Source organism: Mariniflexile sp., assembly GCF_052728615.1.
This window is the reverse complement of record NZ_JBFVFE010000039.1, coordinates 14,767-40,617: the sequence shown is the minus strand read 5'-3', so window position 1 is coordinate 40,617 and position 25,851 is coordinate 14,767. Positions and strand designations below refer to the sequence as shown.

The following is a 25,851-nucleotide window of genomic DNA, read 5'->3' as shown; positions in this document are numbered from 1 at the left end:
TCTGAAATATAGGGAGGTGGGTTTTTTGTTTCTCAAAACAACCCTTGTGTTTGCAAGGGATAAAGGAGATTTATTGTTGGAATTTCAGTTTTGTCGGTTAGTAGTGATAGTTTTATTTGTTTTCCGCAAATTTCACGAAGCAGACTTTCAGTCTGCTAAACAAACCTATAGACTTCTAATCCATAGTGGTTTATGTTATTTATGCCTACTTTTTAATTCGTTTTCAATATCCTTTAAAGTAAACCCTTTAGCTTGCAAGAGCATTAAATAATGAAACAATAAATCCGCGGACTCATATAAAAATAGCTCGTCGTTATTGTCCATGGCTTCGATGACGGTTTCAACGGCCTCCTCGCCTACTTTTTGGGCAATTTTATTAATGCCTTTTGAAAATAAACTGGCTACATACGATTTGTTGGTGTCTTTATTTGCAACACGTTCCGAAATCACATTTTCTAAAGTCGAGAAAAAACCAAAATTTGAATGGTTTTCTTCACCCCAACACGTATCCGTTCCTGTATGGCAAGTGTGTCCAACAGGGTTTACCTGGATTAACAATGTATCATTGTCACAATCATTTTTAATGTCAACCAAATTCAAAAAATGGCCACTTTCTTCCCCTTTGGTCCACAAACGTTTTTTGCTTCTGCTGTAAAAAGCAACTTGTTTTGTGCTGATGGTTTTTTGAAAGGCTTCTTCATTCATATAACCCAACATCAATACGTTTTTTGTTGTGGCGTCTTGAATGATGGCGGGAACTAAAGCCCCTTCTAACTCACCCCAATTGGGCGAAATAATATTTGTATTTTTTTTGTTTTCCATAGCTAATTTAATTGAGCATAAATTCCCCCTTTGGGGGTTAGGGGGCTTTATAATCGCACTTCAATATGATGTTTTTTTAATTCTTTTTTCAAAAACGGAATTGGGATTTCCCCGTAATGAAACACACTTGCCGCCAAAGCTGCATCTGCTTTTCCTTCTTTAAAGGTATCGACAAAATGTTGCACATTTCCAGCACCACCAGAAGCAATTATCGGAATATTCAATGTTTCTGATAATCGAGCCAAAGCTTCATTTGCAAAACCGTTTTTAGTGCCATCATGGTTCATGGACGTAAATAAAATTTCTCCGGCACCGCGTTGTTCAACTTCCTTTGCCCATTCAAACAAATCAATATCCGTGGGGATGCTTCCACCTGCTAAATGTACTTTCCATTCACCATCAATTTCTTTAGCATCAATGGCTACAACTACGCATTGACTGCCAAATTTCTCCGATAATTCATTTACCAATTCCGGTCGTTTTACAGCGGAAGAATTAATAGACACTTTATCGGCACCGCATTTTAACAACGCATCGACATGTTCAATTGACGATATGCCGCCGCCAACAGTAAAAGGGATATTGACTTGCTCTGCAACATGTAAAACCATATCCAAAGTGGTGGCTCTTCCTTCCAAAGTGGCTGAAATATCCAAAAACACTAATTCATCTGCGCCAAAATCGGCGTATTGCTTAGCAAGTTCCACAGGGTCGCCAGCATCACGTAAATCGACAAAGTTTATGCCTTTTACGGTGCGTCCATCTTTAATGTCCAAGCATGGTATGATTCGTTTTGTTAACATATTTTTTGTCATTCCTGCGAAAGCAGGAATCTGTTTATTATTTTTTATTATTCAAATGAGACACTTCGACAAGCTCAGTGTGACATTTCGATTCAATTTGGCTTAGCAATAAATTAAACAAACTTTTCCAATTGTTTTAATGTAATCCTGTTTTCATAAATCGCTTTTCCGATGATGACACCTTCGCACCCCATGTCTTTTAAAATGGGGAGCTCGTCAATACACGATATGCCTCCTGATGCTATTAATTTGATTGATTGGTCGTTGCTACTGTTGCTACATTCCGAAATAATTTGTTTATACAGTTCCACAGAAGGGCCTTCGAGCATCCCATCTTTTGAAATATCGGTACAAATAACGTATTGAATGCTCTTTTTTTGATAGGATTTTATAAAAGGAATCACGTCTTCTTTACTTTGTTCCATCCAACCACTGATGGATATTTTTCCATGGTCACTATCAGCACCCAAAATAATTTTAGCAGCACCATATTTAGCAATCCAGCCTTCAAAAGTGTTTGGGTCTTTAACCGCAATGCTGCCGCCTGTAACCTGTTTTGCACCCGAATTAAAGGCGATGTGTAAATCTTCATTCGTTTTTAAACCACCTCCAAAGTCAATTTTCAGATTGGTTTTTGATGAAATCTGTTCCAATACTCTATAATTGACAATATGCTTTGCTTTCGCACCATCTAAATCGACTAAATGTAAATATTCAATACCCGACCCTTCAAATGCTTTTGCAATTTCGAGAGGGCTTTCACTGTATATTTTTTTGGTTCCGTAATCACCTTTGGTTAAACGTACACATTTGCCGTCAATGATATCTATGGCTGGAATTATTCTCATTGATTAACTTGTTAATCAACCCTGAATTTATTTCAGGGTCTTTGTTATATTTCTAATATGTTTAATTGGGGATTTGACTTTTTTATCAAATTCCATTTCCATTCTTTGTGCCAATTTTTTAATTGCTTCTCTCTTTTTCGTGCTAAGTTACTATTATTAAATATTTCAAAATAAATCAAATCAAAAACAAAATATTTTTTTGTGAAATTTGCACCGGTTCCAGATTTATGTTGGGTAATTCTTTTTTTTAAATCATTAGAATAACCAACATAAAGAAATTCTCTATTTTTGTCAGATAATATGTAACAATAATAACTCAATATAAAGACAATTTAAATTCAAAGATTCTGAAACAAGTTCAGAATGGCACTAAAGGCGCAAAAAATTCCCTAAAATTTTTGCGCCTTCAGTACCACTCTTTTCAGGGTGAAACTGAACTCCATAAAAGTTATTATGTTGCAATGCCGAAGCGTAATTGATCCCGTAATCGGTTGTGGCAATGGTTTCATTACAATGTTCAGCATAATAACTGTGTATCAAATACATGTATTCATTTTCTTTAATACCGTTAAATAATTCCGATTTTAATTCTTTGATGACGTTCCAGCCCATTTGTGGGACTTTTACATGATTATCAAAGCGTTTAACCTGTGTTTTAAAAACACCCAATCCTTGTGTGTCGCCTTCTTCGGTATGTTCGCAAAGAAGTTGCATTCCTAAACAAATACCCAAAACGGGTTGTCTTAACTGCGGAATTAAAGCATCTAATCCTGTTTCTTTTAACATCTTCATGGCACTATTTGCCTCACCTACTCCTGGAAAAATAATTTTATCGGCCGCTAAAATTTCCTCAGGATTTTTTGATAAAACGGCATCAACCCCCAAGCGTTTAAAAGCAAATTGAATGCTTTTTATATTTCCTGCACCGTAATTTATTATTATTAATTTCAATTTATTTTTGATTTACGATTTACGATTTACGATTTAATTCGTAATTCTAAAATCTGAATTTGTAAATTTTAAAGTACTCCTTTCGTACTTGGTAAAATCATTTTCTCCACATCGCGTTTAACGGCCATTTTTATGGCTTTTGCAAAAGCTTTAAAAATAGCTTCTATTTTATGATGCTCATTGGTGCCTTCCGCTTTAATATTCAAATTGCACTTAGCACCGTCGGTAAATGATTTAAAAAAGTGAAAGAACATTTCCGTTGGCATTTTTCCGACCATTTCGCGTTTAAAATCGGCTTCCCAAACCAACCAATTTCTACCTCCAAAATCAATCGCTGCTTGTGCGTAACAATCGTCCATTGGCAAGCAGAACCCGTAGCGCTCAATGCCCAATTTATTACCTAACGTGGTGTTGAATAGTTCGCCCAAGGCGATTGCGGTATCTTCAATAGTGTGGTGTTCGTCCACTTCCAAATCGCCATCCACTTTAATATCCAAATCCAATTGGCCGTGGCGTGCAATCTGGTCCAACATGTGGTCAAAAAACGCAAGCCCCGTATCAATATTACTTTTTCCAGTGCCATCTAAATTAAGTGCAATGGCTATCTTGGTCTCATTGGTATTTCTAACAATTTTCCCAGTGCGCTCATCAGCTTTTAAAAAGGTATATATTTTTTCCCAATCATTGGTTTCTAAGGCAATAAAAGCATCCAATTCCTCACGTTTCACGGTAATCTCATGAGTTCCTAAATGCGTTTCATCATTAATAAAAATACCTTTTGCGCCTAAATTTTTGGCTAATTGAATATCAGTCAATCGATCGCCGATCACAAACGAATTTTCTAAATCGTAATCCTCAGAAAAATATTTGGTCAATAATCCAGTGTTTGGTTTTCGTGTTGGGGCATTATCAATGGCAAAAGTTCTATCAATAAATTGCTCTTCAAATATAATACCTTGGTGTTCAAAGGTTTTAATGATAAAATTTTGAACGGGCCAAAACGTGTCTTCTGGAAACGCATCCGTTCCCAATCCATCTTGATTGGTAATCATCACGATTTCAAAATTAAGCTCTTGGGCTATTTTGCCTAAGTATTGAAATACTTTTGGATAGAATTCCAGCTTCACGAAAGAATCTATTTGTTCGTCGGCAGTTTCTTTTATAATGGTGCCGTCTCTATCTATAAATAAAACTTTTTTCATTAATTCCTGTTTTAGACCTGTCAGGTTTTTAAAAACCTGACAGGTCTGTTAATGCGTTTATTAATATGCGATTTTCTTCGGAAGTACCAACGGTTAGCCGCAAGGTGTTTTCACAACCAGGTTGGGTGGTTCTGTTTCTTATAACAATTCCTTTTTTAATCAGTTGATTGTAACGTTTATTGGCATCGTCCACTTTTACCAATACAAAATTAGCATCCGATGGGTATATTTTTGAAACATAATCAATGGTAGCCAATTCAGAAACCATGATCTCACGTTCTTTTAAAATGTCTTTAATTTGGTTACTTGCTAAATCCTTAATCTCCAATAACTCAATCGCTTTTTTCTGTGTCAGTTCGTTGATATTGTAAGGTGGTTTAATGGTGTTTAAAACGCTAATAATTTCCGCGGAAGCGTAACAAATTCCTAAACGTATTCCTGCCATGGCATAAGCTTTTGATAAGGTTTGCGTGACTATTAAGTTTGGATAATTCCCCAATTTTGAAATCCAACTTACCGCCTTTGAAAAATCGATGTAAGCTTCATCAATCACAACAATGCCTTTAAATTTACTCACCAATTCCTCAATGGATTTAGAAGAAAAACTATTTCCAGACGGGTTATTTGGCGAACAAATAAAAAGTAATTTACTGTTGCTATCGGCACTTTCAAGTATAGTTTCCACTTTTGGCTGAAAATCAGCATCTAAATTAACTTTCTTAATAGCAATGGCATTCAAATTGGCGAGCACCTCGTACATGCCGTAAGTTGGTGGTAAAATGATGGCGTTATCCTGATTTGGCTCACAAAACGCTCTGTAAATAAGGTCTAAAACTTCGTCGCTACCATTTCCTAAAAGAATATTTTTTGTCGGAATGCTTTTGATTTCCGATAAAACAGACTTTAATTTCCCCTGTTGCGGGTCTGGATAACGGTTTACACCATTTTCAAAAGGATTTTCGTTGGCATCCAAAAACACCATATTATCGGTCACACCTTGAAATTCATCGCGTGCGGATGAATACGGCTTTAAAGCCTTAATGGTGGGGCGGATTATATTTTTTAAATTGAAATCTGTATTCATAATAAGCTTAGAACTGGGTTCATGAGATTTGCACCTTCGTGGAAATGACAAATTACTTTATATCCTTTAATCGAATGGAAACCGCATTTTTATGTGCGTACAACCCTTCGGCTTCTGCCATCAATTCGATGGTTTCCCCAATATTCAACAAGCCTTCTTTAGTTATTTTCTGAAACGTCATATTCTTTAAAAAGCTATCTAAATTAACTCCCGAATAGGCTTTAGAAAAACCATTGGTTGGTAGCGTGTGATTAGTTCCTGATGCGTAATCGCCCGCACTTTCGGGGGTGTAATTACCAATAAAAACCGAACCTGCATTGGTAATGCCATCTACATAAAAATCCTCGTTTTTTGTACAGATTATAAAATGCTCGGGACCGTATTCATTTATTAATTGTAGTGCCAAATCGTGGTTTTCAACATAAATAAGCTTTGAATTTGCTATCGCTTTTTCTGCTATCGCTTTACGCGGAAGTACACGTATTTGCTTTTCAATTTCTTTTGAAACCAATTGCGTTAATTCCTTTGATGTTGACACCAAAATAACCTGACTGTCCGTACCATGTTCTGCCTGACTTAACAAATCGGATGCAATATAGGAAACGTTTGCCATTTCATCTGCAACCACCAACAATTCACTAGGGCCTGCGGGCATATCAATGGCAACACCATGTTTGGTGGCCAACTGTTTTGCAACCGTTACAAACTGATTTCCCGGTCCGAAAATTTTATAAACCTGCGGAATCGTTTTAGTGCCAAAAGTTAAACCGGCAATGGCTTGAATACCACCCACTTTAATAATTTTTGTAACGCCACATAATTGGGCAGCAAACAAAATTTCGGGTGCTAATTCCCCATTGTTATTTGGTGGAGAACATAATACAATGTCTTTACAACCCGCAATTTGTGCAGGAACTGCTAACATTAAAACTGTTGAAAACAAAGGTGCCGTGCCTCCTGGAATATACAATCCTACTTTTTGAATCGGTCGTTTTTCTTGCCAGCATTTTACGCCTTTGGTGGTTTCAACTTCTATTTTACTCGTTTTTTGTGCAGCGTGAAATAACTCGATATTTTTTTTTGCGGATTTTATGGCCTTTTGAAGTTTTTCGGGGACATTTTTAATGGCATTCTGAATGTCTTCTTTGGTAACAACACTTGATTTTAAAGTAATTCCATCAAAATACGACGTGTATTTCGCAATGGCATCATCACCTTTTTGACGAACTTCATCAAAAATTTGATTGACCGTGGCTTCAATATCGTCCACCGTTTGCGTGGGGCGTTTTAAGATCCCCGACCAATCACTTTTATTTGGGTTATTTATTATTTGCATCTTAACTTTTTTTATTCCCGCAAAAGCGGGAATCTTTTAAATAGAAAATATTAGCTTTAAGCATCTAATTTTTTTCGATAATAATATTTTTCAAATCCTTTTGGGAAATCAGTTTCGGTTCCAATTTTTTTAAATCCGAGTTTTTCATAAAACTCAGGTGCTTGGAATGAAAAAGTGTCCAAACTAATAAATCTACAATTCCGGTTTTTAGCTTTTTTTTCCGCATCATTAATTAATTTACGACCAATTCCTTCGTTTCTGTTTTCGGTTTTCACAACGAAAGTTTTTATTTCTAATGTTCCCCAAAGCGAACGCCCATAAAGTCCACCAACAATTTCATTCATTTCATTTCGGGCAATTATTTCAATCGGTTTGTTAATTTCATTTCCAAACTGTTGTGTTTTACTTGAATTATATTCAACGAGTAATTGGACAATTTTGTCATAAGATTCTTGGTCAATTTTGTCAGTTACTTTTACGGTCATTTTAAATTAATACCATTTTTTGAATAAAACCACTTAATTAAAAGCTTTAAGTATTTCGATGATGGGATTCCTGCCTTCGCAGGAATGATTAAAGTACCATTTTCTCAATAGGACAAACCAAAATACCTTGAGCGCCATTTTTTTTTAATTCATCAATCACATCCCAAAACTCGTTTTTACTGATTACGGAATGTACCGAACTCCACCCCGCTTCCGCCAAAGGTAAAACCGTTGGGCTCTTCATCCCGGGCAGCACATTAATAATGGCCTGTATTCTATCGTTGGGTGCGTTCAATAAAACATATTTAGAACCTCTACCTTTTAAAACCGATTGGATCCTAAACTGGATCGTGTTTAAAATAGCTTGCTTTCCATCATCCAAAATAGGCGAAACCGCTAAAACCGCTTCCGATTTTAAAATCATTTCCACTTCTTTCAAATTGTTTTTAAACAGCGTGCTTCCGCTGGAAACAATATCAACAATCGCATCGGCCAAACCTATATTGGGCGCTATTTCTACCGATCCGTTAATAATGTGAAGGTTTGCCTTGATGCCGTTTTCATCCAAATAATTTTGAACCGTGTTTGGATATGATGTTGCTATGCGTTTACCCTCTAAATCTGAAATACTGTTGTAATCCATGGTTTTTGGCACGGCGATGCAAACACGACAGCTAGAAAAACCTAATTTTTCGGCTATAATGATGCCGCTACCTTTTTCAATCAATACATTTTCGCCAATAATGGCGGCATCAACCACGCCATCTTTCAAATATTGGGGAATATCGCCATTTCTAAGATAGAAAACCTCCACAGGAAAGTTTCTTGCCGAAGCTTTTAATTGATCGATGCCGTTATCAATGGAAATACCGATATCTTTTAGTAATTCCATGGATTCGTCGTGTAAACGACCTGCTTTTTGCACTGCAATTCTTAACGTACTCATTTTTAATTATTTTAATGGTTATCCGTTTTCGGGATAAAAGATTCCCGTTTTCACGGGAATTAAAAAACCCGCTTGATGGTCTCAAACGGGTTTAAAAAATATGTTGATTTTATTCAATACATCTTCACTTCGCTTGAGGGCAAATTTGAAAATGGTGATGATGTGATTGTATAAAGCTCATTTTTTGTTTTAACTGGTGCAAATATCAGTAATTATAGTCAATAAATCCAAATAATTTTAACAAAACTTAATCGTATTGAATATTATGTATTTTTAATTGAAAATAATTGACTAGTTTTTAAAATATATTTAAAATTTCTGAATTATTTTATTTAATTATTCCCTAAGATTAACGGCAAGCCACTATCTCCCGAACCAATTACAATGACTTTGGTATTTGGTGATTCTGATAATTTAATGGTTGCATCAATACCTTTGTCTTGTAAGATTTTATCGGTTAATGAGGCACTTAATATTCTGTTGGACTCCGCTTTACCTTCTGCCTCAATAATTACTTTTTCAGCTTCTTTTGCTGCTGTAACCAATCTAAACTCATATTCCAACGATTCCTGTTCTTGCTTCAATTTACGCTCAATGGCATCCTTTATAGTTCCCGGTAAGGTAACATCGCGCACTAAAATCTCGTTTAATTGCACGTATTGTTTTTCTAAAATCTTTTTGGTTTCCAAAAATATTTCATCTTGGATAGCATCCCTCTTGCTAGAGTACAACTGTTCTGGCGTATAGCGCCCAACAACACTACGCGCGGCACTACGGATGGCTGGTTGTATAACGCGCTGTAAGTAGTCTTCACCTAAAGTCTGGTGCAAATTCCCTAAATCTTTATACACAGGCAGGTACCAAGCTGAGGCATCAATTTGTATTTCCAATCCGTTTGAGGACAGTACTTTCATTTTCTCAAAAAGTTCCTGTTGACGTACTGAGTAAATAATCACTTTATTCCAAGGCGCCACAATATGAAAGCCTTCGCCTAAAGGTGGTTTATCTGTTACAACCCCGTTGTCAAAAGTTTTATAAAGTACCCCAGCTTCACCAGAGCCTATGGTTACGGCCGATTTGGCGAATACTACAATTAAAATGATTGCAATAATTATTGCTGGCAATGCTATTTTTGGTAATTTTTCCATTTATTTGTTTTGTTTAAATTAATCCGTTATATTTTCTTAAAAACCACTCTAAAGACAGACTTAAAGCGATAATGATGAGTAGATAATTCCAATCTATCAAAGGTAAGCTATTTTTATTGTTTTTTTGAATAGTTACATACCGATTATCGCTTAAAAAATCATTTACCATATTTTCGGTACTGTCAATAAAATAACTTTTGCCGTTACTGCTAGTAGCCAATTGTTGCAATTTTGTAACATCGGCATTCAAAAATTGTTGTTCCACATTGTATTCCAGTAGTTTAAAACTTCCAGAAGAAGCTATTTTTTCTTTGGAAGTGCTTACCGTGAATTGATATTCAGAAGGTGGCAAACTACTTAGGTCTACTTGATAATTCGTGTTTTTTAAAATAAGCGGAAAGGTTTTAGTTTCGTTTGAAACTATGTCTTTTACCACTATATTAAGGGTTTCACGAGCATCGAAAACATAATTTTTATCGAAATATTCCGCTCTAATGATCACATTGCCATTGCCATAATAAAATGAATCGTATTCAATATTCAACCTGCTTTTTAATTTGTTTGTTGCTAAATACTGAACGAGTTTCCCTATAAAATCGTCAAATGCGTTGAACGATTTGTTGTTTAAATAACTCTGGGCGCGCCATTGCCAAATATTCTCGCCAAACAATACCGCTTCCCGCCTACCGTTCGTTTCAAAAGTTGCCAATAAGGGATTGTTTTTAGAAACCCTATTCACGGTTTTGTTTAAAATAGTTTCAAACGGAACAGTAAAAGTTGCCAATCCATAATGTGAATTCAGCGGTGGAAAAGATTCAAAATCCATATCATCTATTAAGAATGCCCCATAGTTTTTGTTCAATGCCGCTTGATAGGATTCTAATTGATTTGTTATTTCATACGAATAACTTGGGTTGATTTTATTTAGGAAGTTTATATCGGATTTAGTCCCGATAACAGTAAATCTATTTTTATTTTCTGAATTTAACGATTCGTATAATTTATTAAACTTATTGTTTGGTTGATACAATATAACCAATTGAAAATCATTAATTTGATTTAAAACTTCGTTTGGATTCAAAATAGATACAAAGCGCTGTTCATTACTTTCTATACTCTTTTTGATAGCACCCAAATCCGGATGGATAAAATCTGTTACCAATGCTATTTTGGTTTTTTGATCCATAACCTCTACAGCGAAGTTCTTGGAATTATTAATGGTGTTCTTTTCGCTTTTTAAAGGTTCCAAAGTCGCTTTATATACATGCACACCAACACTACTTGCCGGCAAATTGAAGTTTATTATTTTTGAATTATTTTCTCTGGAAAAACTTATATTTTCTGAATAGACCACAGTACTCCCATTGGCTACAATAAAACGAGAGCTTACAGAAGAGTCGCCATTATAATTTAAAATAGCCTCAATAGGAAATAGGTTCTTTAAATACGCATACCTGTTTACGTTAAGCTGTTCTATTTTTAAGTCCGTATATTGTATGGTATCGCCACAAATTACGGGATAAATAGGCTGTTTATAATTAGTATATGAATAGTCGCTTCCATACGTTTGGTTGCCATCGGTAATTAAAATAGTTGGAGAAATGGATTGCCTATATATTTGTGCCAGCTGGTTGAAAGCATTATTTATATTGGTTTGTTTTTCGGTAAACGTGATGCTGTCCGATGCCTTTAATTGTTCGCCAAAGGTGTAAAATTGAATATTGAATTTTTCCTTTAGTTTTTTGTCATTGGCTAATCTATCGACCAAAGAAGTAACTTTTGCCTCTTGGCCGAGATGGAGTATAGAATTGGAATTATCGACCGCAACAATCAAATTGGGTTTTTCAATGGATAGACTAATTTGTTCAAACTTAGGGTTTATGAGCAATATTAAAATTGAGAAAATGGTTATAAATCTTAAAAACAAAAAAAGCATGTTTAGTGCGGACATGCTTTTTTTATTCTTAAAATACTGGAAAAGCGCTAGTGATAAGGCTAATATTCCGGCTAGTATGATGTACAATGGATTTACGATTTTTGATTTTTGATTTACGATTTACAATCTAAAATCGTAAATCATAATTCGTAAATCTTAATTAGGTAAGCATGCCGCCATCAACGTTCAGTGTTTGCCCAGTTACATAGGCACTCATATCGCTCGCTAAAAAAACACACACATTGGCAACATCTTCTGGGGTGCCACCTCGTTTTAAAGGAATGCCTGCGCGCCATCCTTTTACAACTTCTTCGTCTAATTTAGCGGTCATTTCAGTCTCAATAAAACCGGGCGCCACCACGTTGCTTCTTATGTTTCTGGAACCTAGTTCCAAGGCAACCGATTTAGAAAAACCAATAATCCCAGCTTTGGAAGCGGCGTAATTGGTCTGGCCTGCATTGCCTTTTACACCGACCACCGAACCCATATTGATGATAGAGCCTTTACGCTGCTTGAGCATGGTTCTTTGCACCGCTTTGGTCATATTGAAAACCGATTTTAAATTCACTTCAATAACCGTGTCAAAATCCGCTTCGTTCATGCGCATTAGCAAATTATCTTTTGTAATGCCTGCATTGTTAACTAAAATATCGATACCGCCAAATTCGGCAACTACGTCGTCCGCCAATTTTTGTGCTTCATCAAAACTAGCTGCGTTACTTTTGTAGCCTTTTGCTTTGATACCTTGGGCATTTAACTCTTTTTCTAATTCATTCGCAGCTTCCACAGAACTGCTATAAGTAAATGCAATATTAGCACCTTGTTCAGCAAATACTTGCGCAATACCTTTACCTATACCTCTACTGGCACCTGTAATGATAGCCGTTTTTCCTTCTAATAATTTCATCTGATATGTTTTAATGGTCACGAATGCATAAATTATCGATAATATAGATTCGTTCCTTTAGTTGGTTAATCGTTGTAAATCCAAATATACTAATTACAAGTTGTTTCAAATAAAAAAACCTCACAAATTCTTGCGAGGTTTTTACAAATATATTTAGATTTTATCCTAAAACCTCTTTAACTTTTTTACCTATTTCTGCGGGTGAATCCACGACGTGAATACCACATGCCCTCATAATTTTCTTTTTAGCCTGTGCCGTATCATCACTTCCGCCAACAATCGCGCCAGCATGCCCCATAGTACGGCCAGCAGGAGCTGTTTCGCCAGCTATAAAACCTACAATGGGCTTTTTGCTGCCGCTTGCTTTGTACCAATTGGCCGCATCTGCTTCCAATTGCCCTCCAATTTCTCCAATCATCACAACAGCTTCAGTTTCGGGGTCATTGATCAACAGCTCAACAGCTTCTTTAGTAGTCGTCCCAATAATGGGGTCGCCACCAATACCTATGGCGGTTGTAATTCCCAAGCCTTGTTTAACAACTTGGTCTGCAGCTTCATAAGTTAATGTTCCAGACTTGGAAACGATGCCCACTTTTCCTTTTTTAAACACAAACCCTGGCATGATGCCCACTTTAGCTTCCCCAGGCGTTATAACACCAGGGCAGTTTGGACCGATCAATCGGCAATCCTTATTTTTAATATAACTTGCTGCCGTAATCATATCAGAAACGGGAATACCTTCTGTAATGGTAATAATCACTTTAATGCCCGCATCGGCGGCTTCCATAATGGCATCGGCAGCAAAAGCCGGTGGCACAAAAATAATGGTGGTGTCTGCTCCCACTTTTTCAACGGCGTCTTTCACGGTATCGAACACCGGTCTGTCCAAATGGGTTTGACCGCCTTTACCGGGTGTAACACCGCCAACCACATTGGTGCCATATTCAATCATTTGGGTGGCGTGAAAAGTGCCTTCACTTCCTGTAAAGCCTTGGACTATTATTTTTGAATTTTTATTTACTAAAACGCTCATTATTTATATTTTTTATTTAAAACTCATCTTAGGTAAAGCTGTGCAAAAGTAATTTTTTTGAAACTATTTTAAACGGCATTTTATATTTATTTTTTAGATTTCAGCAATTCCAATACTTCTGGAATCTGACGGATGGAAGCCAGTTCCTTATATTTTAATCGAATGTCTTCGGCAGGAACGCCAAAATAACTCTTGCCACCTTCCAATGATTTACTGATTCCGGATTTTGCCAATAGAACCGCTTTTTTTCCAATGGTAACACCACTTGTGCACCCTACTTGTCCCCAAAACGTCACTTCATCCTCTACCACCACACAACCTGCAATACCAACCTGAGAAGCGATCAAGCATTTTTTACCGATAACAGTATCATGCCCAATTTGTATTTGATTATCCAATTTGGAGCCTTCCCTTATGGTGGTATCGCCCGTTACGCCCCTATCTATGGTACAATTGGCACCAATATCCACATGGTCTTCAATAACCACGCGTCCACAAGATTTTAATCTATCAAAGCCTTCGGGCCTATTTTTATAATAAAAAGCGTTGGCTCCTAAAACAGTGCCTGCGTGAATCGTCACATTATTTCCAATAACGGTATCATCATAAATGCTCACATTGGAATGAATGGTGCAGTTTTCGCCAATAACAACATGGTGACCAATAAAGCAATTAGGTTGTATGACTGAGTTGGCACCGATTATCGCAGAATCTGAAATACTACTGGTAGCCGCTTTAAATGGCTTAAAATGATTGGTTAGTTTATTGAAATCCCTAAACGGGTCGTCGCTGATGAGCAACCCTTTTCCTTCCGGACAGTCCACTTCCTTATTAATCAATATGATGGTTGCTGCGGAATTCAAAGCTTTATCGTAATACTTAGGATGGTCCACAAAAACAATGTCGCCTGCTTCAACAACATGGATTTCGTTCATTCCCAATACTGGAAAATTATCGTCGCCTATAAACTGGCAATTGATCAATTCTGCTATTTGTAATAAGGTATATGGGTTTGGGAATTTCATTTCAATTAAGTATTAAGTAATAAGTATCAAGTATTAAGACTATCGTTTAATTGAGTCTTTGTACTCAGTACTTTATACTATTATCTTTTTATTATTCTTTAACGCGCTCTTTATACGTGCCTTTCTCGGTTTCTACCTTAATTTTATCGCCTTCATTGATAAAAAGAGGCACATTTACAATAGCACCCGTTTCAACGGTGGCAGGTTTTGTTGCATTGGTAGCGGTATTTCCTTTTATACCAGGCTCGGTAGCCGTAACTTCTAAAATAACGCTTGCAGGCATTTCTACTGAAAGTGGCATGTTGTCTTCGGTATTAATAATTACCGTAACTATCTCACCTTCTTTCATTAAGCCTGGGTTATCCAAAGCGGCTTCCAGTAAACGAATTTGTGTATAATCCTCCGTATTCATAAAATGATAAAACTCACCATCATTGTATAAAAACTGAAATTTGTGGGTTTCAACACGCACATCCTCTAATTTATGTCCAGCAGAAAACGTATTGTCCAACACTTTTCCGTTGGATACACTTCTCATTTTCGTTCTAACAAACGCAGGCCCTTTCCCTGGTTTTACGTGTAAAAATTCTATAATTTTATAAATATCATTATTATATCTAATACATAATCCGTTTCTAATATCACTTGTAGTTGCCATTTTTTTTGTTTGATGTTTGTTGTTAAGTTGTAGAGTTTTAAGATTAAGTCTATTTTCTATCCTCTATTTTCTTTTATCTTTTAATTAATTTGCTTTAAAATACCCTTTCATAATACCTCTTTGGGAATCTTTTATAAACTGAAGTATTTCGTCACGCTCTGGAGTAGCTTCCATTTCAGCTTCAATAATTTCTGTAGCCTGCGTGTTATTATAATTTTTTTGATAAAGAATTCTATAGATATTTTGTATTTCCCTGATTTTTTCGGTTGAATATCCGCGTCTTCTTAATCCAACAGAATTAATTCCTACATAAGACAATGGTTCACGAGCTGCTTTTACAAATGGCGGCACATCCTTACGGACCAAAGACCCGCCCGTTACAAACGCATGACTTCCAACAGAAACAAATTGATGTACCGCTGTCATACCCGCTAAAACCACGTAATCGCCAATAGTAATGTGCCCTGCAAGCGTACTGTTGTTCGAAAAAATACAGTTATTACCGATGATACAATCGTGTGCCACGTGGCAATACGCCATAATCAAACAATTGTTTCCAATAACTGTTTTCATTCTATCTGCCGTACCTCGGTTTATGGTAACACACTCTCTGATGGTTACATTATCGCCTATTTCAACTGTGGTTTCCTCATCATTATATTTTAAATCCTGTGGCACTGCGGAAATTACAGAACCTGGAAAAATACTGCAGTTTTTGCCTATTCGGGCACCTTCCATAATGGTAACGTTGCTCCCAATCCAAGTACCTTCGCCAATCGTTACATTGTTATAAATGGTTGTAAACGGCTCAATTACAACGTTTTTTGCAATTTTGGCACCTGGGTGAACATAAGCTAGCGGTTGGTTCATTTTTATGATTTTAATTTTGATAAAGTGGTAAAAACGTGTTCGCAATATACTGTTTTCGTTTCACAGAAAATTTTAGTTATTGCTCGGTTCATTTATTTTTTATTGATATAAAAAAGGTTTAGTACATGACAAAAATAATCTTATATCATAAAAATAACTATTAAAGTTGACCCCTCCGCCTATCGGCACCTCCCCTTGAAGAAAGGGGAGGAATTATTTAAGGAGCTTTTTTTAATAATTTGATGTTAATAAATTTTTGTCATGTACTTAATAAAACAGGTTAAAAGGGTACTATATTTATTTCACTTTAGAAATTTGAGCCATCAGTTCCGCCTCCGCACACAGTTTCCCATTGGCATAGGCATAGCCTTGCATGTGGCAAATACCACGACGGATGGGTGTGATTAACGAACATTTGAATATGAGCGTATCGCCCGGAACCACTTTTTGTTTAAACTTCACATTATCCATTTTCATGAAAAATGTTAGGTAGTTCTCTGGATCTGGAACGGTGTTTAAAACTAAGATCCCACCCGTTTGTGCCATTGCTTCCACTATCAAAACGCCCGGCATTACAGGTGCGCCCGGAAAATGACCAGCAAAAAATGACTCGTTCATGGTTACGTTTTTCATGGCCGTAACATGGTCATCAGAAAGTTCAAAAACCTTATCTATCAATAAAAACGGCTGTCTATGCGGTAACATCGCCATGATTTGGTTCACATCCATAAGCGGTGTTTGGCTCAAATCTATATTGGGCACGTTGTTACGCCTGTCGTTCTTAATAAGCTTAGAAAGCTTTTTTGCAAATTGTGTGTTTACAAAATGGCCCGGTTTGTTTGCAATTACTTTACCACGGATCCTTGTACCAATAAGTGCTAAATCTCCTAAAACATCCAACAATTTATGTCGTGCGGCCTCATTTGGGTAATGCAACGTCAGATTGTCTAAAATACCGTTGGGTTTTACCGCAATGGAATCTTTTTTAAAGGCTACCCGCAGTTTTTCCATGGTTTCTGCCGATAAAGGTTTGTCCACATACACAATGGCATTGTTTAAATCACCTCCTTTAATCAATCCATTTTGCAACAGCATTTCAATTTCATGCAAAAAACTAAAGGTTCTGGCATTGGAGATTTGATCTTTAAAATCGGATATCTGGTTTAATGTGGCGTTCTGTGTTCCTAAAACTTTGGTGCCAAAATCGACCATCGTGGTGATTTGGTATTCCTTAGCGGGCATCACTAAAATTTCACTGCCAGTTTCTTCATCTGTATAAGAAATCACATCTGTAATAACGTACTCTTCCCTAAAATCCTCAAGCTCAATAACGCCTGCTTTTTCAATGGCCTCAACAAAAAACTTGGAAGACCCATCCATTATTGGCGGTTCTGATGCATTCAGTTCAATAATGGCGTTATCAACATCCAACCCAACTAAAGCAGCCAGTACATGCTCTGAGGTTTGAATAATGACCCCATTTTTTTCCAAACAAGTACCACGTTGCGTATTGGTTACATAATTGGCATCGGCCTCTATAATGGGCATGCCTTCTAAATCCATACGCCTAAACGCTAGTCCGCTATTGGCTTCAGCAGGCTTAAATGTTAAGGTAACATTTTTTCCTGTGTGTAAACCCACGCCTGTTAAAGAAACCTCTTTCCCAATAGTTTTTTGCTTTATTTCAGTATTTACTATTCCCATTTATTTTTTTCTAAATCAGTTATATTTTTAACAATTTTGGGTAAGTTCTTAAAATGAACGTAAGATTTATTATAATCGGATAATGCTATGGCTGGTGAACCTTGAAGCACTTCAAAATCTTTTACATTTCGAGCAATCCCAGACTGCGCCTGGATTTTCACATTGTTACCAATAGTGATATGCCCCGCTATACCTACTTGACCTCCAATTTGGCAATTGCTGCCAATTTTTGAGGAACCTGCTATTCCCGTTTGAGCTGCAATTACCGTATTTTTACCAATGATGACATTGTGTGCAATTTGTATGTGGTTATCCAACTTAACGCCTGAGTGTATAATGGTAGAGCCCAGTGTTGCCCTATCTATGGTAGTGGCTGCCCCAATATCTACATTATCTTCTATAATAACATTCCCTATTTGTGCAATTTTATTGTAACCCCCATTTTCATTTGGGGCAAAACCAAACCCATCGGCGCCTATAATAACGCCGGAATTTATAACACAATCATTGCCAATAATGGTTTCTGAATATATTCTTGCTCCAGAATAAATAATCGTATTGTTTCCAATAACGCAGTTATCACCTATATAGGTATTAGGGAAAATCTTGACATTATCGCCCATTTTAACCTGATCTCCAATATATGTAAAAGCACCTATGTAAACATGGTCTCCATATTGGGAACTTTCTGAAACAAAGGAAGGTTGCTCTATACCGGATTTATTGAGTTTAATGGAATTGTAATATTCAAGTATTTTTGAAAAGGCCAAATAAGCATCTTCCACTTTTATAAGCGTGGTTTTAATATCATCATCATGCAGAAAAGATTTATTTACAATAGTAACAGATGCTTTGGTGCTATATATATAAGGTGTGTATTTTGGGTTTGCCAAAAAAGTTAAAGAACCATCAAAGCCCTCTTCTATTTTAGAAAGTTTCCATACTTCAGCATTTGGGTCTCCAACTACATCGCCTTCCAGTATCCCTGCTATTTGTTCGGCTGTAAATTTCACACTTTAATGTTTGTTGTTTTTTTATCTAATGAACTGGTTTAAACTTTTTGGATTGAACCAGTTCAATGTGCAAAAATAGAAAAAATGTCTTAAAGTTTTTCTTTTGGGTAACATATATAATATTTAGTGACCGTTTTTGATAGTGCTTTTAAATTAAGTTGGTCCGATGCCTTTACAATATCCTCAATCTTTCCCGACTTATGCAAAATGTTTATGGTCTTGGTTTTTTCTTGATAGGCTTGGTTTGAAATACTACCGGAAAACACAAAATATTGCGCTTCGCTTCTGCTGATATTGTACTTGTGCATTAGCGTCAAAATATGTTTTTCCAAGGCTTGGTCCTGAATGGCTTTTTTCCTCAACTTGATTGTCAATAAATTTCTATTGATAATCATGTCGCTTAAATTGCTGAGCACAAAGTCTGAATCATGCTGCCAGTGTTTCATGGCCGAGATAATATCAAAATCGTCCAATTCGGCAAAAACATCCAAAGTATCATCATTAAACTCTTTTAATGAAATTTTGTTTTCCAAAAAATACAGCAAAGGCTTGCTTGCCTGTAGTTTGTGCCCCTTATCGTGCAGTTCCTTTGCGCGCTGTAAAACCCTGATCAGTAATTGTTCAGCGGCCAGTCCTGTTTTATGCAAATACACTTGCCAATACATTAAGCGTCTGGCAATAATAAACTTTTCAACACTGTAAATGCCCTTTTCCTCAACCACTAAACCATCATCAACCACATGCAGCATCGTTATTAAACGTTCGCTATTTATATTGCCTTCTGCCACACCTGTATAAAAACTATCGCGCTTTAAATAATCGGCCCTATCCATGTCCAGTTGCCCAGAAATAAGTTCGCACATAAACTTTCGCGGGTATTGGCCTTTGAAAATTTGGATGGCAAGCGTTAAACTTCCGTTAAATTCTTTGTTCAAACGCTCCATAAAAAGCAATGAAATATGCTCGTGCGACACCCCATCCGCTATGCTATGTTCCATGGCATGGGAAAAAGGCCCATGGCCAATATCGTGCAATAAAATGGCAACATACAGTCCCGTTTCTTCATCATCAGAAATCGCAACCCCTTTAAAACGAAGCACATTCACTGCTTTTTGCATTAAATGCACACAACCAATGGCATGGTGGAACCTGGTATGGTGCGCCCCCGGATATACCAAATAAGACATCCCCATTTGGGTAATTCTCCGTAATCGCTGAAAGTATTTGTGCTGTATCAAATCGAAGATGAGCGAATTTGGAATGGTAATAAATCCGTAAATTGGGTCGTTTAATATTTTAAGTTTGTTCAAAGTTTATTTTTTACAAACACAAATATAATTATATGATGTCTATATAATAGACAATGAACTGTTTTAAACTTTTTCCATTTGCTAAAAAATTGACCTTTTTCACCCACTTCTCGCCTTTTTTTCCTTCCATAGCTCTGCTATGTAACTCAAAAAAGTCTTCAATTGGTTAAAGAATGACTAATTTTCGCTTAAATGTGAAAAGTTTAAACCAGTTCAATATAAAAAACAAATTACCTTTAACGATTATTAAATATATTTTAATGAATACCATACAAATACTTTGGGTCGATGATGAAATTGACTTGCTAAAACCACATATACTTTTTTTAGAACAGCGTAATTATAGCGTAACCACCTGTAAAAGTGGCACGGAGGCCCTTGAAGTTTTAGATGCCCAAAATTTCGATATTGTTTTTTTGGATGAAAATATGCCGGGACTTACGGGTCTTGAAACTTTAAATGAAATAAAGGAAAAGCAAGATAACCTTCCCGTGGTCATGATTACCAAAAGTGAGGAGGAATACATTATGGAAGAAGCCATTGGCAATAAAATAGCCGATTACCTTATAAAACCCGTAAACCCCAACCAGATTCTATTAAGCTTAAAAAAGAATTTGGACCACTCCCGATTGGTTTCAGAAAAAACAACCTCAAACTACCAGCAGGAATTTAGAAAAATAGCCATGGATCTGTCTATGGTAAATTCGTATGAAGAATGGATCAGTTTGTACCAAAAATTGATCTATTGGGAAATCCAGTTGGAAGATATTGAAGATGCCGGTATGTTTGAGATTTTGGAATCCCAAAAAACGGAAGCCAACATCCAGTTTGGGAAGTTTATTGAAAAAAACTATGCGAAATGGTTTGAGCATAAAACGGATGCCCCCATCATGTCGCACACCCTTTTTAAAGAAAAAATTGCACCAGAACTTAGTAAAGAGCAGCCTACCCTACTGATTGTTGTTGATAATTTGCGCTACGACCAATGGAAAGTTTTTGAGCCCATAATAAACAACCATTATAAAAAAGAAAAAGAAGAGGCCTTTTACAGTATTTTACCAACGGCGACCCAATATGCCAGAAATGCCATTTTTTCTGGATTGATGCCCAGTGATATGGAAAAACTTTTTCCGCAATATTGGAAAAATGATACAGACGAAGGGGGTAAAAATTTGCATGAAGCCGATTTTTTAGAAACCCAAATGAAACGTCTTGGGATAAACAATTTTAGCTATGAATTTCATAAAATAACCAATCTAAAAGCTGGAAAAAAGCTTGTTGAGAACTTTAAGACACTAAAAAACAACGATTTATCGGTTATAGTCTATAATTTTGTCGATATGCTTTCGCATGCAAAAACCGAAATGGAAGTTGTTAAGGAATTGGCATCCAATGATAAAGCGTACCGATCCTTAACTTTGAGTTGGTTTAAAAACTCCCCCTTGTTGGAAATGATACAACAGGCACAACAACTAGGTTTTAAACTTATTCTGACCACCGACCATGGGACCATCAATGTGAAAAACCCATCAAAAGTTATAGGTGACAGAGATACCAGTTTAAATCTGCGTTATAAAACTGGCCGTAGCTTAACCTATGAAAGCAAGGAAGTTTTGGTTTTTAAAGACCCCAAGGAAGTGCACTTGCCTTCTATTAATATGAGCAGCTCTTATATTTTTGCAAAAAGCGACCTGTTTTTTGCCTATCCAAATAACTATAACCATTACGTGGGTTATTTTAGGAACACCTACCAACATGGAGGGGTTTCGCTTGAAGAAATGATCATTCCGTTTGTGGTTTTTAATCCAAAATAATCTACATAATACCAAAAACATCGGTAAAATACACTTTTTATTAGTTTTTATCATATTTTATTAGTAATATTGTCCATTAATTGCTGTCGGTTGGAAATAAATTATCAGTTAAAAAACGTGGAAGTGGTTGCAAACCAACTCATAGGGCAACTCAGCACTAAAACAATTTTGCTCTATGGAAACATGGGTGTTGGTAAAACCACTTTAGTTAAGGCCTTGGTAAAAGCACTGGGGTGTAAAGACGAAGTGAGCAGCCCAACCTTTTCAATAGTAAACGAATATGGGTTAGGGAATGATAAGATTTACCATTTTGATCTGTATCGGATCAAGAACATGGAGGAAGCCTATAACTTTGGGATCGAGGATTATCTGGATTCCGGCCATTGGATCTTGATTGAATGGCCGGAGGTAATTGAGAGCATTTTAATGGATCCTTTTAACGTGGTACATTTGGAATTGGATTCTAAAAAAAACAGAATTTTGACACTGAAATAAATAAAAAAATCATCAGTAAAAACATAAAAACAAGTAAGATAGACAACAAAAAAGCTCTAAACATTGAAGTATTACGGGAAACCCACAGCAGGAAATTTTAAAAAACGGGTTTTTAACATTATTTTAACATTTAAGCACTTCCTTCAGTATAGTCTTTAGTTACATTTGAGGTAATTAATTAATTAAATCCCTTATAAAATGAAAACTAAAAAGTATTTAATCGCAATGGCGATTTTCGGAGGCATGTTGTTTACGGCTCAAGCAGTAAATGCATATAACCTAGATGGAACCACAACAATCAAAGTTGACAAAACAAAAGTCAAAATTTCAGACTAAAAAAATAAGTCGGAATATAGTTTTTGGTAGTATTATTGCTACATTAATCGCTATTACCCCTTATTTGTTTTATCTATATGAAAGTGTTCCAGAAACAAGAGTTTGGAACACTTTTTTATTTACATATGATAGTGGTTATTTTGATGGTGCAAATGTTGCTATGTGGGTTTTGACTGGTAAGTTAATCCCTTTATATCTATTATTTATTTGGTTTTTTACCTGCCGCCATTGGTGGTATCATGTACTTTTAGTTCCAATTGCCATGTACTCCTATCAAACGTTCGATTCCATAAATAAGGATATACAGTTTTTTGATTCAAATCAATTGATGTATTTGATCCCTATAATGGCTGTTATAATACCTTCTATATATTTAATAAGGGCCCGAATATTCAATAAAATAAATACAGTAGATAAATCTTTGGAAGAGTTGGAAGAAGAATTTAAATTATCTCCAAAATCATTTTGGGATAAAATAAAGCAATATTTTTAATTGTTTTTTGGGTTCAATCGGTCACGCTCTTCCAAATCAATTTGTTTCTGGTTGTTTTTTAAATTGGAATTTCCAAATTTATAGGTAAAACCAAATACAAACAATCTGTTTTCCCTTTTTAAATTCGAATAAATATCCTGATTTAAATATCTGGTAACCGTATTATAATTTTGAGTATTAAAAATATCCGTTACCCCTATACTGATGGCACCGTTATTGTTCCAAAGTGATTTTCTTAAATTAATATCCAACCCAGATCTCGTGCTCGAATCTGTAGGCCCATTGTTTATGGGTGATATATAGGTATATGAAACATCAGATGTTAGGCTCTTGTCTTTTAAAAAATAGAAATAATTTATTATCTCAGCGTATGCCGACCATTTGTCCGCACTATATAATTTACCATTATTTTCAACCGTGAAAAAATCATTTTTATAGTAGAAAAAAGATGTTAACGCATACAAGCTCCAACGTGTCAGTAATTTGGTATAGGTTGTAAAATCCAAACCGTACGAAATAGACACATCGGTATTGGTGTTTTTTTGTATCAAGAGGTTGTTAACGTTATCTTGGTAGGTAAACTGAAGCGTTGGGTCATTTTCATATCTATAATAAAATTCAAATGTGTAATTTTTATTGAATGTATAGCCCAAAGTAAACAAATCATCAATTTGCGGTTTCAAATTGGGGTCGCCTGTTATATAAGCTTTATCGGTCAGAAAATATTTAAATGGGTTCAATTCACTGTAACGGGGGCGGTAAATACGTTTATTGTAGTTAAAATAAATTTCGTTATTGGCGTTCAGCCTATTTAACAGATAAAAAGACGGGAAAAACTTAACATAATCGTTGTTACTGTCGGTATTTGTTGATAAGGAGTTTCCCTTAATATCGGTGTATTCCGTTCTTAGTCCTAATTTAAAACTCCAATGTTCCCAATCTTTTGAATAACTGGAATAGGCGGCATAATTGATTTCATCATATAAAAAAACATCTGAATTTTCTAAGTCTTCAGTTTTTATACCATTTTCAAATATAAATTGATCAAGAACGCTTTCAGAATTTATATGGGACACTTTCAATCCCGTTTCAAAATGAGCAGATGCACTAATTGGCAATTCATAATCCAATTGTCCAGTGTATAGCTTTATTTTTTGACCTGAAAATGTTTGAAAGTTATTGTTTCTAAATGCTGTATTTTCGTTGGGCAAAAAATAACCGGTGTTTACATCTTGAAAACTTGAAAAAGCATAATTGGTATGATGTGCACTCAGCAATAGTTTTTCGCCTTCTTTCTTAAACTTATGGATATAATCTAAAGTAAAAGCTACATTGAAAGTCTCGTCAACCGAACTATTATTGGTATTAAATGTAGAATCCAAAACACTACTGGCATTAAAAACCTCGGTCAAAGAGTTTGCAACTGTTTTGGTGTTTTCTCTGGGAGAAATCAACATGCTTGTAGAAAACCCAATGCTATTATTAGTATTTAGTTGGTAATCAATATTGGCATTGATGTTTTGGTTTGAAGTTTCCCGGGTCCTTTTAAAATCTGTTTCCCAACTGGATCTTGTTTGATTGTTTTCAATAAAATTTATAAACTCGTTATTGTGCCTGTAATCCTTTCTTGGGTTGATGCTATAATTTAAATACGTATTTAATTTATCGGTTTTAAAAAAATGACTGGTTCCAAGGGAATATTTTGGGTATGCACTCCCCTGTTTGTAATTCCCAAAAACACTTCCGTTATAACCTGCTATGATGTTTTTGCTGGTAACAATATTAAGCACCGCGCCCCCTTCGGCTTCATATTTAGCAGGTGGGTTTGTTATAACCTCTATGGATTTTATATTGGTAGCCGATGTTCCTTCCAAAAGTTGTTGTATGTCGTTGGCCGATAATTGTACTTTTTTGTCGTTTATATAAACGGTTGGCACTTTGCTTTTTACGGTAATAGCACCGTCTTGGACCAACACCCCGGGCGTATGCTTTAAAACATCCAGTACATTGTTGTTTGAAAGCGTTGAATTTTCCACATTAAAAACCAATCGGTCCACCATACGTGTTACCGTAGGCCGTTTTGCTACAATGGTAACACCATCTAAATCTTGTAATTTTTCTTTAAGAACAATAAGCCCCATGTTTGTATTTTTCAAAATGGAGACGTTCATGCTGCTTTCCCCAAAGCCCAAATAGCTTATTTTTAAAATATAGTTATTGGCTTTTAACTTTTCGAATTTAAAAACACCTTCATCGTTTGTCGTGGTGCCATCAGCAATAATCAAACCATCTGCGTGGTACAAAACCACATTCGAAAAAGCTATGGGACGATTGTTTTCGTCAACCACCAAACCATCTAAAACAAAACTTTGCGCTACCGCTGATACCGAAACAAGAAATAAAAAAAAAGAGGATATGAATCTAAACATATATGTGTTTATATATACAAACTTAAAGAATTAATTTAAATCTTTATATGCTTATTCCTTATTTGTTTTAAAGTTATTTCGCTCAATTTTAAAATATCCGATTAAAAGCTTAATTAAGCATATTTAAAACTAAAATAACTATTTTTGGAATGTTCCAAAGGAATAAAAAATTTATTTGTAATTTGATTTTTGTAAACTGAATG

25 protein-coding genes are annotated in these 25,851 nt (G+C 35.8%); 4 read left to right on the top strand and 21 right to left on the bottom strand.

Annotated features, from left to right (window positions below):
- Positions 1 to 195: 195 nt before the first annotated feature.
- The 20 genes from hisIE to ACU1LP_RS13885 all read right to left on the bottom strand — a co-directional run bounded on the left by hisIE (position 196) and on the right by ACU1LP_RS13885 (position 20,081).
- A complete protein-coding gene (gene hisIE, locus ACU1LP_RS13980) occupies positions 196 to 822 on the bottom strand; it encodes a bifunctional phosphoribosyl-AMP cyclohydrolase/phosphoribosyl-ATP diphosphatase HisIE (RefSeq protein WP_445736574.1) in 627 nt (208 codons plus the stop codon).
- Positions 823 to 869: 47 nt separating this feature from the next.
- Positions 870 to 1,625: an imidazole glycerol phosphate synthase subunit HisF gene (gene hisF / locus ACU1LP_RS13975; RefSeq protein WP_445736573.1), complete on the bottom strand. Its 756-nt coding sequence runs from the start codon at positions 1,623 to 1,625 to the stop codon at positions 870 to 872.
- 113 nt (positions 1,626 to 1,738) lie between these two features.
- Complete coding sequence (gene hisA / locus ACU1LP_RS13970) at positions 1,739 to 2,473, bottom strand: 1-(5-phosphoribosyl)-5-[(5-phosphoribosylamino)methylideneamino]imidazole-4-carboxamide isomerase (RefSeq protein ID WP_445736572.1); 735 nt, start codon at positions 2,471 to 2,473, stop codon at positions 1,739 to 1,741.
- A 44-nt stretch (positions 2,474 to 2,517) separates the two neighbouring features.
- A complete protein-coding gene (locus tag ACU1LP_RS13965) occupies positions 2,518 to 2,793 on the bottom strand; it encodes a GIY-YIG nuclease family protein (protein WP_445736571.1) in 276 nt (91 codons plus the stop codon).
- Positions 2,794 to 2,842: 49 nt separating this feature from the next.
- Positions 2,843 to 3,424, bottom strand: a complete 582-nt coding sequence (hisH, locus tag ACU1LP_RS13960) for an imidazole glycerol phosphate synthase subunit HisH (protein WP_445736570.1) — start codon at positions 3,422 to 3,424, stop codon at positions 2,843 to 2,845.
- A 68-nt stretch (positions 3,425 to 3,492) separates the two neighbouring features.
- Entirely contained in the window at positions 3,493 to 4,626 is a 1,134-nt protein-coding gene (hisB, locus tag ACU1LP_RS13955; protein ID WP_445736569.1) for a bifunctional histidinol-phosphatase/imidazoleglycerol-phosphate dehydratase HisB, read from the bottom strand.
- Between the two features lie 28 nt (positions 4,627 to 4,654).
- Complete coding sequence (gene hisC, locus ACU1LP_RS13950; RefSeq protein ID WP_445736568.1) at positions 4,655 to 5,710, bottom strand: histidinol-phosphate transaminase; 1,056 nt, start codon at positions 5,708 to 5,710, stop codon at positions 4,655 to 4,657.
- A 52-nt stretch (positions 5,711 to 5,762) separates the two neighbouring features.
- A complete protein-coding gene (hisD, locus tag ACU1LP_RS13945) occupies positions 5,763 to 7,046 on the bottom strand; it encodes a histidinol dehydrogenase (protein ID WP_445736567.1) in 1,284 nt (427 codons plus the stop codon).
- A gap of 56 nt (positions 7,047 to 7,102) precedes the next feature.
- Positions 7,103 to 7,531: a GNAT family N-acetyltransferase gene (locus ACU1LP_RS13940; protein ID WP_445736566.1), complete on the bottom strand. Its 429-nt coding sequence runs from the start codon at positions 7,529 to 7,531 to the stop codon at positions 7,103 to 7,105.
- Positions 7,532 to 7,619: 88 nt separating this feature from the next.
- Entirely contained in the window at positions 7,620 to 8,477 is an 858-nt protein-coding gene (hisG, locus tag ACU1LP_RS13935; RefSeq protein ID WP_445736565.1) for an ATP phosphoribosyltransferase, read from the bottom strand.
- Between the two features lie 332 nt (positions 8,478 to 8,809).
- Complete coding sequence (locus ACU1LP_RS13930) at positions 8,810 to 9,625, bottom strand: prohibitin family protein (protein WP_445733116.1); 816 nt, start codon at positions 9,623 to 9,625, stop codon at positions 8,810 to 8,812.
- Positions 9,626 to 9,638: 13 nt separating this feature from the next.
- A complete protein-coding gene (locus tag ACU1LP_RS13925) occupies positions 9,639 to 11,576 on the bottom strand; it encodes a VWA domain-containing protein (protein ID WP_445736564.1) in 1,938 nt (645 codons plus the stop codon).
- Positions 11,577 to 11,721: 145 nt separating this feature from the next.
- The gene (gene fabG / locus ACU1LP_RS13920) at positions 11,722 to 12,468 is read right to left on the bottom strand and encodes a 3-oxoacyl-[acyl-carrier-protein] reductase (RefSeq protein ID WP_445736563.1); all 747 of its coding nucleotides are present in this window, start codon (positions 12,466 to 12,468) and stop codon (positions 11,722 to 11,724) included.
- 160 nt (positions 12,469 to 12,628) lie between these two features.
- The gene (sucD, locus tag ACU1LP_RS13915) at positions 12,629 to 13,501 is read right to left on the bottom strand and encodes a succinate--CoA ligase subunit alpha (protein WP_445733216.1); all 873 of its coding nucleotides are present in this window, start codon (positions 13,499 to 13,501) and stop codon (positions 12,629 to 12,631) included.
- Between the two features lie 86 nt (positions 13,502 to 13,587).
- A complete protein-coding gene (locus ACU1LP_RS13910; protein WP_445736562.1) occupies positions 13,588 to 14,526 on the bottom strand; it encodes a UDP-3-O-(3-hydroxymyristoyl)glucosamine N-acyltransferase in 939 nt (312 codons plus the stop codon).
- 91 nt (positions 14,527 to 14,617) lie between these two features.
- A complete protein-coding gene (gene efp / locus ACU1LP_RS13905) occupies positions 14,618 to 15,184 on the bottom strand; it encodes an elongation factor P (RefSeq protein WP_445733314.1) in 567 nt (188 codons plus the stop codon).
- Positions 15,185 to 15,268: 84 nt separating this feature from the next.
- On the bottom strand, positions 15,269 to 16,054 hold the full coding sequence (gene lpxA / locus ACU1LP_RS13900) for an acyl-ACP--UDP-N-acetylglucosamine O-acyltransferase (RefSeq protein ID WP_445736561.1): 786 nt from the start codon (positions 16,052 to 16,054) through the stop codon (positions 15,269 to 15,271).
- 297 nt (positions 16,055 to 16,351) lie between these two features.
- On the bottom strand, positions 16,352 to 17,758 hold the full coding sequence (locus ACU1LP_RS13895; RefSeq protein WP_445736560.1) for a bifunctional UDP-3-O-[3-hydroxymyristoyl] N-acetylglucosamine deacetylase/3-hydroxyacyl-ACP dehydratase: 1,407 nt from the start codon (positions 17,756 to 17,758) through the stop codon (positions 16,352 to 16,354).
- Positions 17,749 to 18,771, bottom strand: coding sequence for a UDP-3-O-(3-hydroxymyristoyl)glucosamine N-acyltransferase (gene lpxD / locus ACU1LP_RS13890; RefSeq protein ID WP_445736559.1), 1,023 nt, complete (start codon positions 18,769 to 18,771; stop codon positions 17,749 to 17,751). The genes ACU1LP_RS13895 and lpxD overlap by 10 nt, the downstream gene beginning before the upstream one ends.
- A gap of 89 nt (positions 18,772 to 18,860) precedes the next feature.
- Positions 18,861 to 20,081 (bottom strand): HD domain-containing protein, encoded by a 1,221-nt coding sequence (locus ACU1LP_RS13885; RefSeq protein WP_445736558.1) that lies wholly within the window; start codon positions 20,079 to 20,081, stop codon positions 18,861 to 18,863.
- A 260-nt stretch (positions 20,082 to 20,341) separates the two neighbouring features.
- Here ACU1LP_RS13885 and porX point away from each other — a divergent pair, with 260 nt between their 5' ends.
- From porX to ACU1LP_RS13865, 4 genes are all read left to right on the top strand, one after another.
- Positions 20,342 to 21,895 (top strand): T9SS response regulator signal transducer PorX, encoded by a 1,554-nt coding sequence (gene porX / locus ACU1LP_RS13880; RefSeq protein WP_445736557.1) that lies wholly within the window; start codon positions 20,342 to 20,344, stop codon positions 21,893 to 21,895.
- Positions 21,896 to 21,985: 90 nt separating this feature from the next.
- A complete protein-coding gene (gene tsaE, locus ACU1LP_RS13875) occupies positions 21,986 to 22,390 on the top strand; it encodes a tRNA (adenosine(37)-N6)-threonylcarbamoyltransferase complex ATPase subunit type 1 TsaE (RefSeq protein ID WP_445736556.1) in 405 nt (134 codons plus the stop codon).
- A 198-nt stretch (positions 22,391 to 22,588) separates the two neighbouring features.
- The gene (locus ACU1LP_RS13870; protein WP_445736555.1) at positions 22,589 to 22,726 is read left to right on the top strand and encodes a hypothetical protein; all 138 of its coding nucleotides are present in this window, start codon (positions 22,589 to 22,591) and stop codon (positions 22,724 to 22,726) included.
- Positions 22,695 to 23,219 carry a hypothetical protein gene (locus ACU1LP_RS13865; protein ID WP_445736554.1) on the top strand — a complete coding sequence of 175 codons (525 nt, stop codon included), beginning with the start codon at positions 22,695 to 22,697 and terminating at the stop codon, positions 23,217 to 23,219. The genes ACU1LP_RS13870 and ACU1LP_RS13865 overlap by 32 nt, the downstream gene beginning before the upstream one ends.
- Here ACU1LP_RS13865 and ACU1LP_RS13860 read toward each other — a convergent pair.
- On the bottom strand, positions 23,216 to 25,648 hold the full coding sequence (locus ACU1LP_RS13860) for an outer membrane beta-barrel protein (protein ID WP_445736553.1): 2,433 nt from the start codon (positions 25,646 to 25,648) through the stop codon (positions 23,216 to 23,218). The two genes, ACU1LP_RS13865 and ACU1LP_RS13860, sit on opposite strands and share 4 nt — an antisense overlap.
- Positions 25,649 to 25,851: the final 203 nt, after the last annotated feature.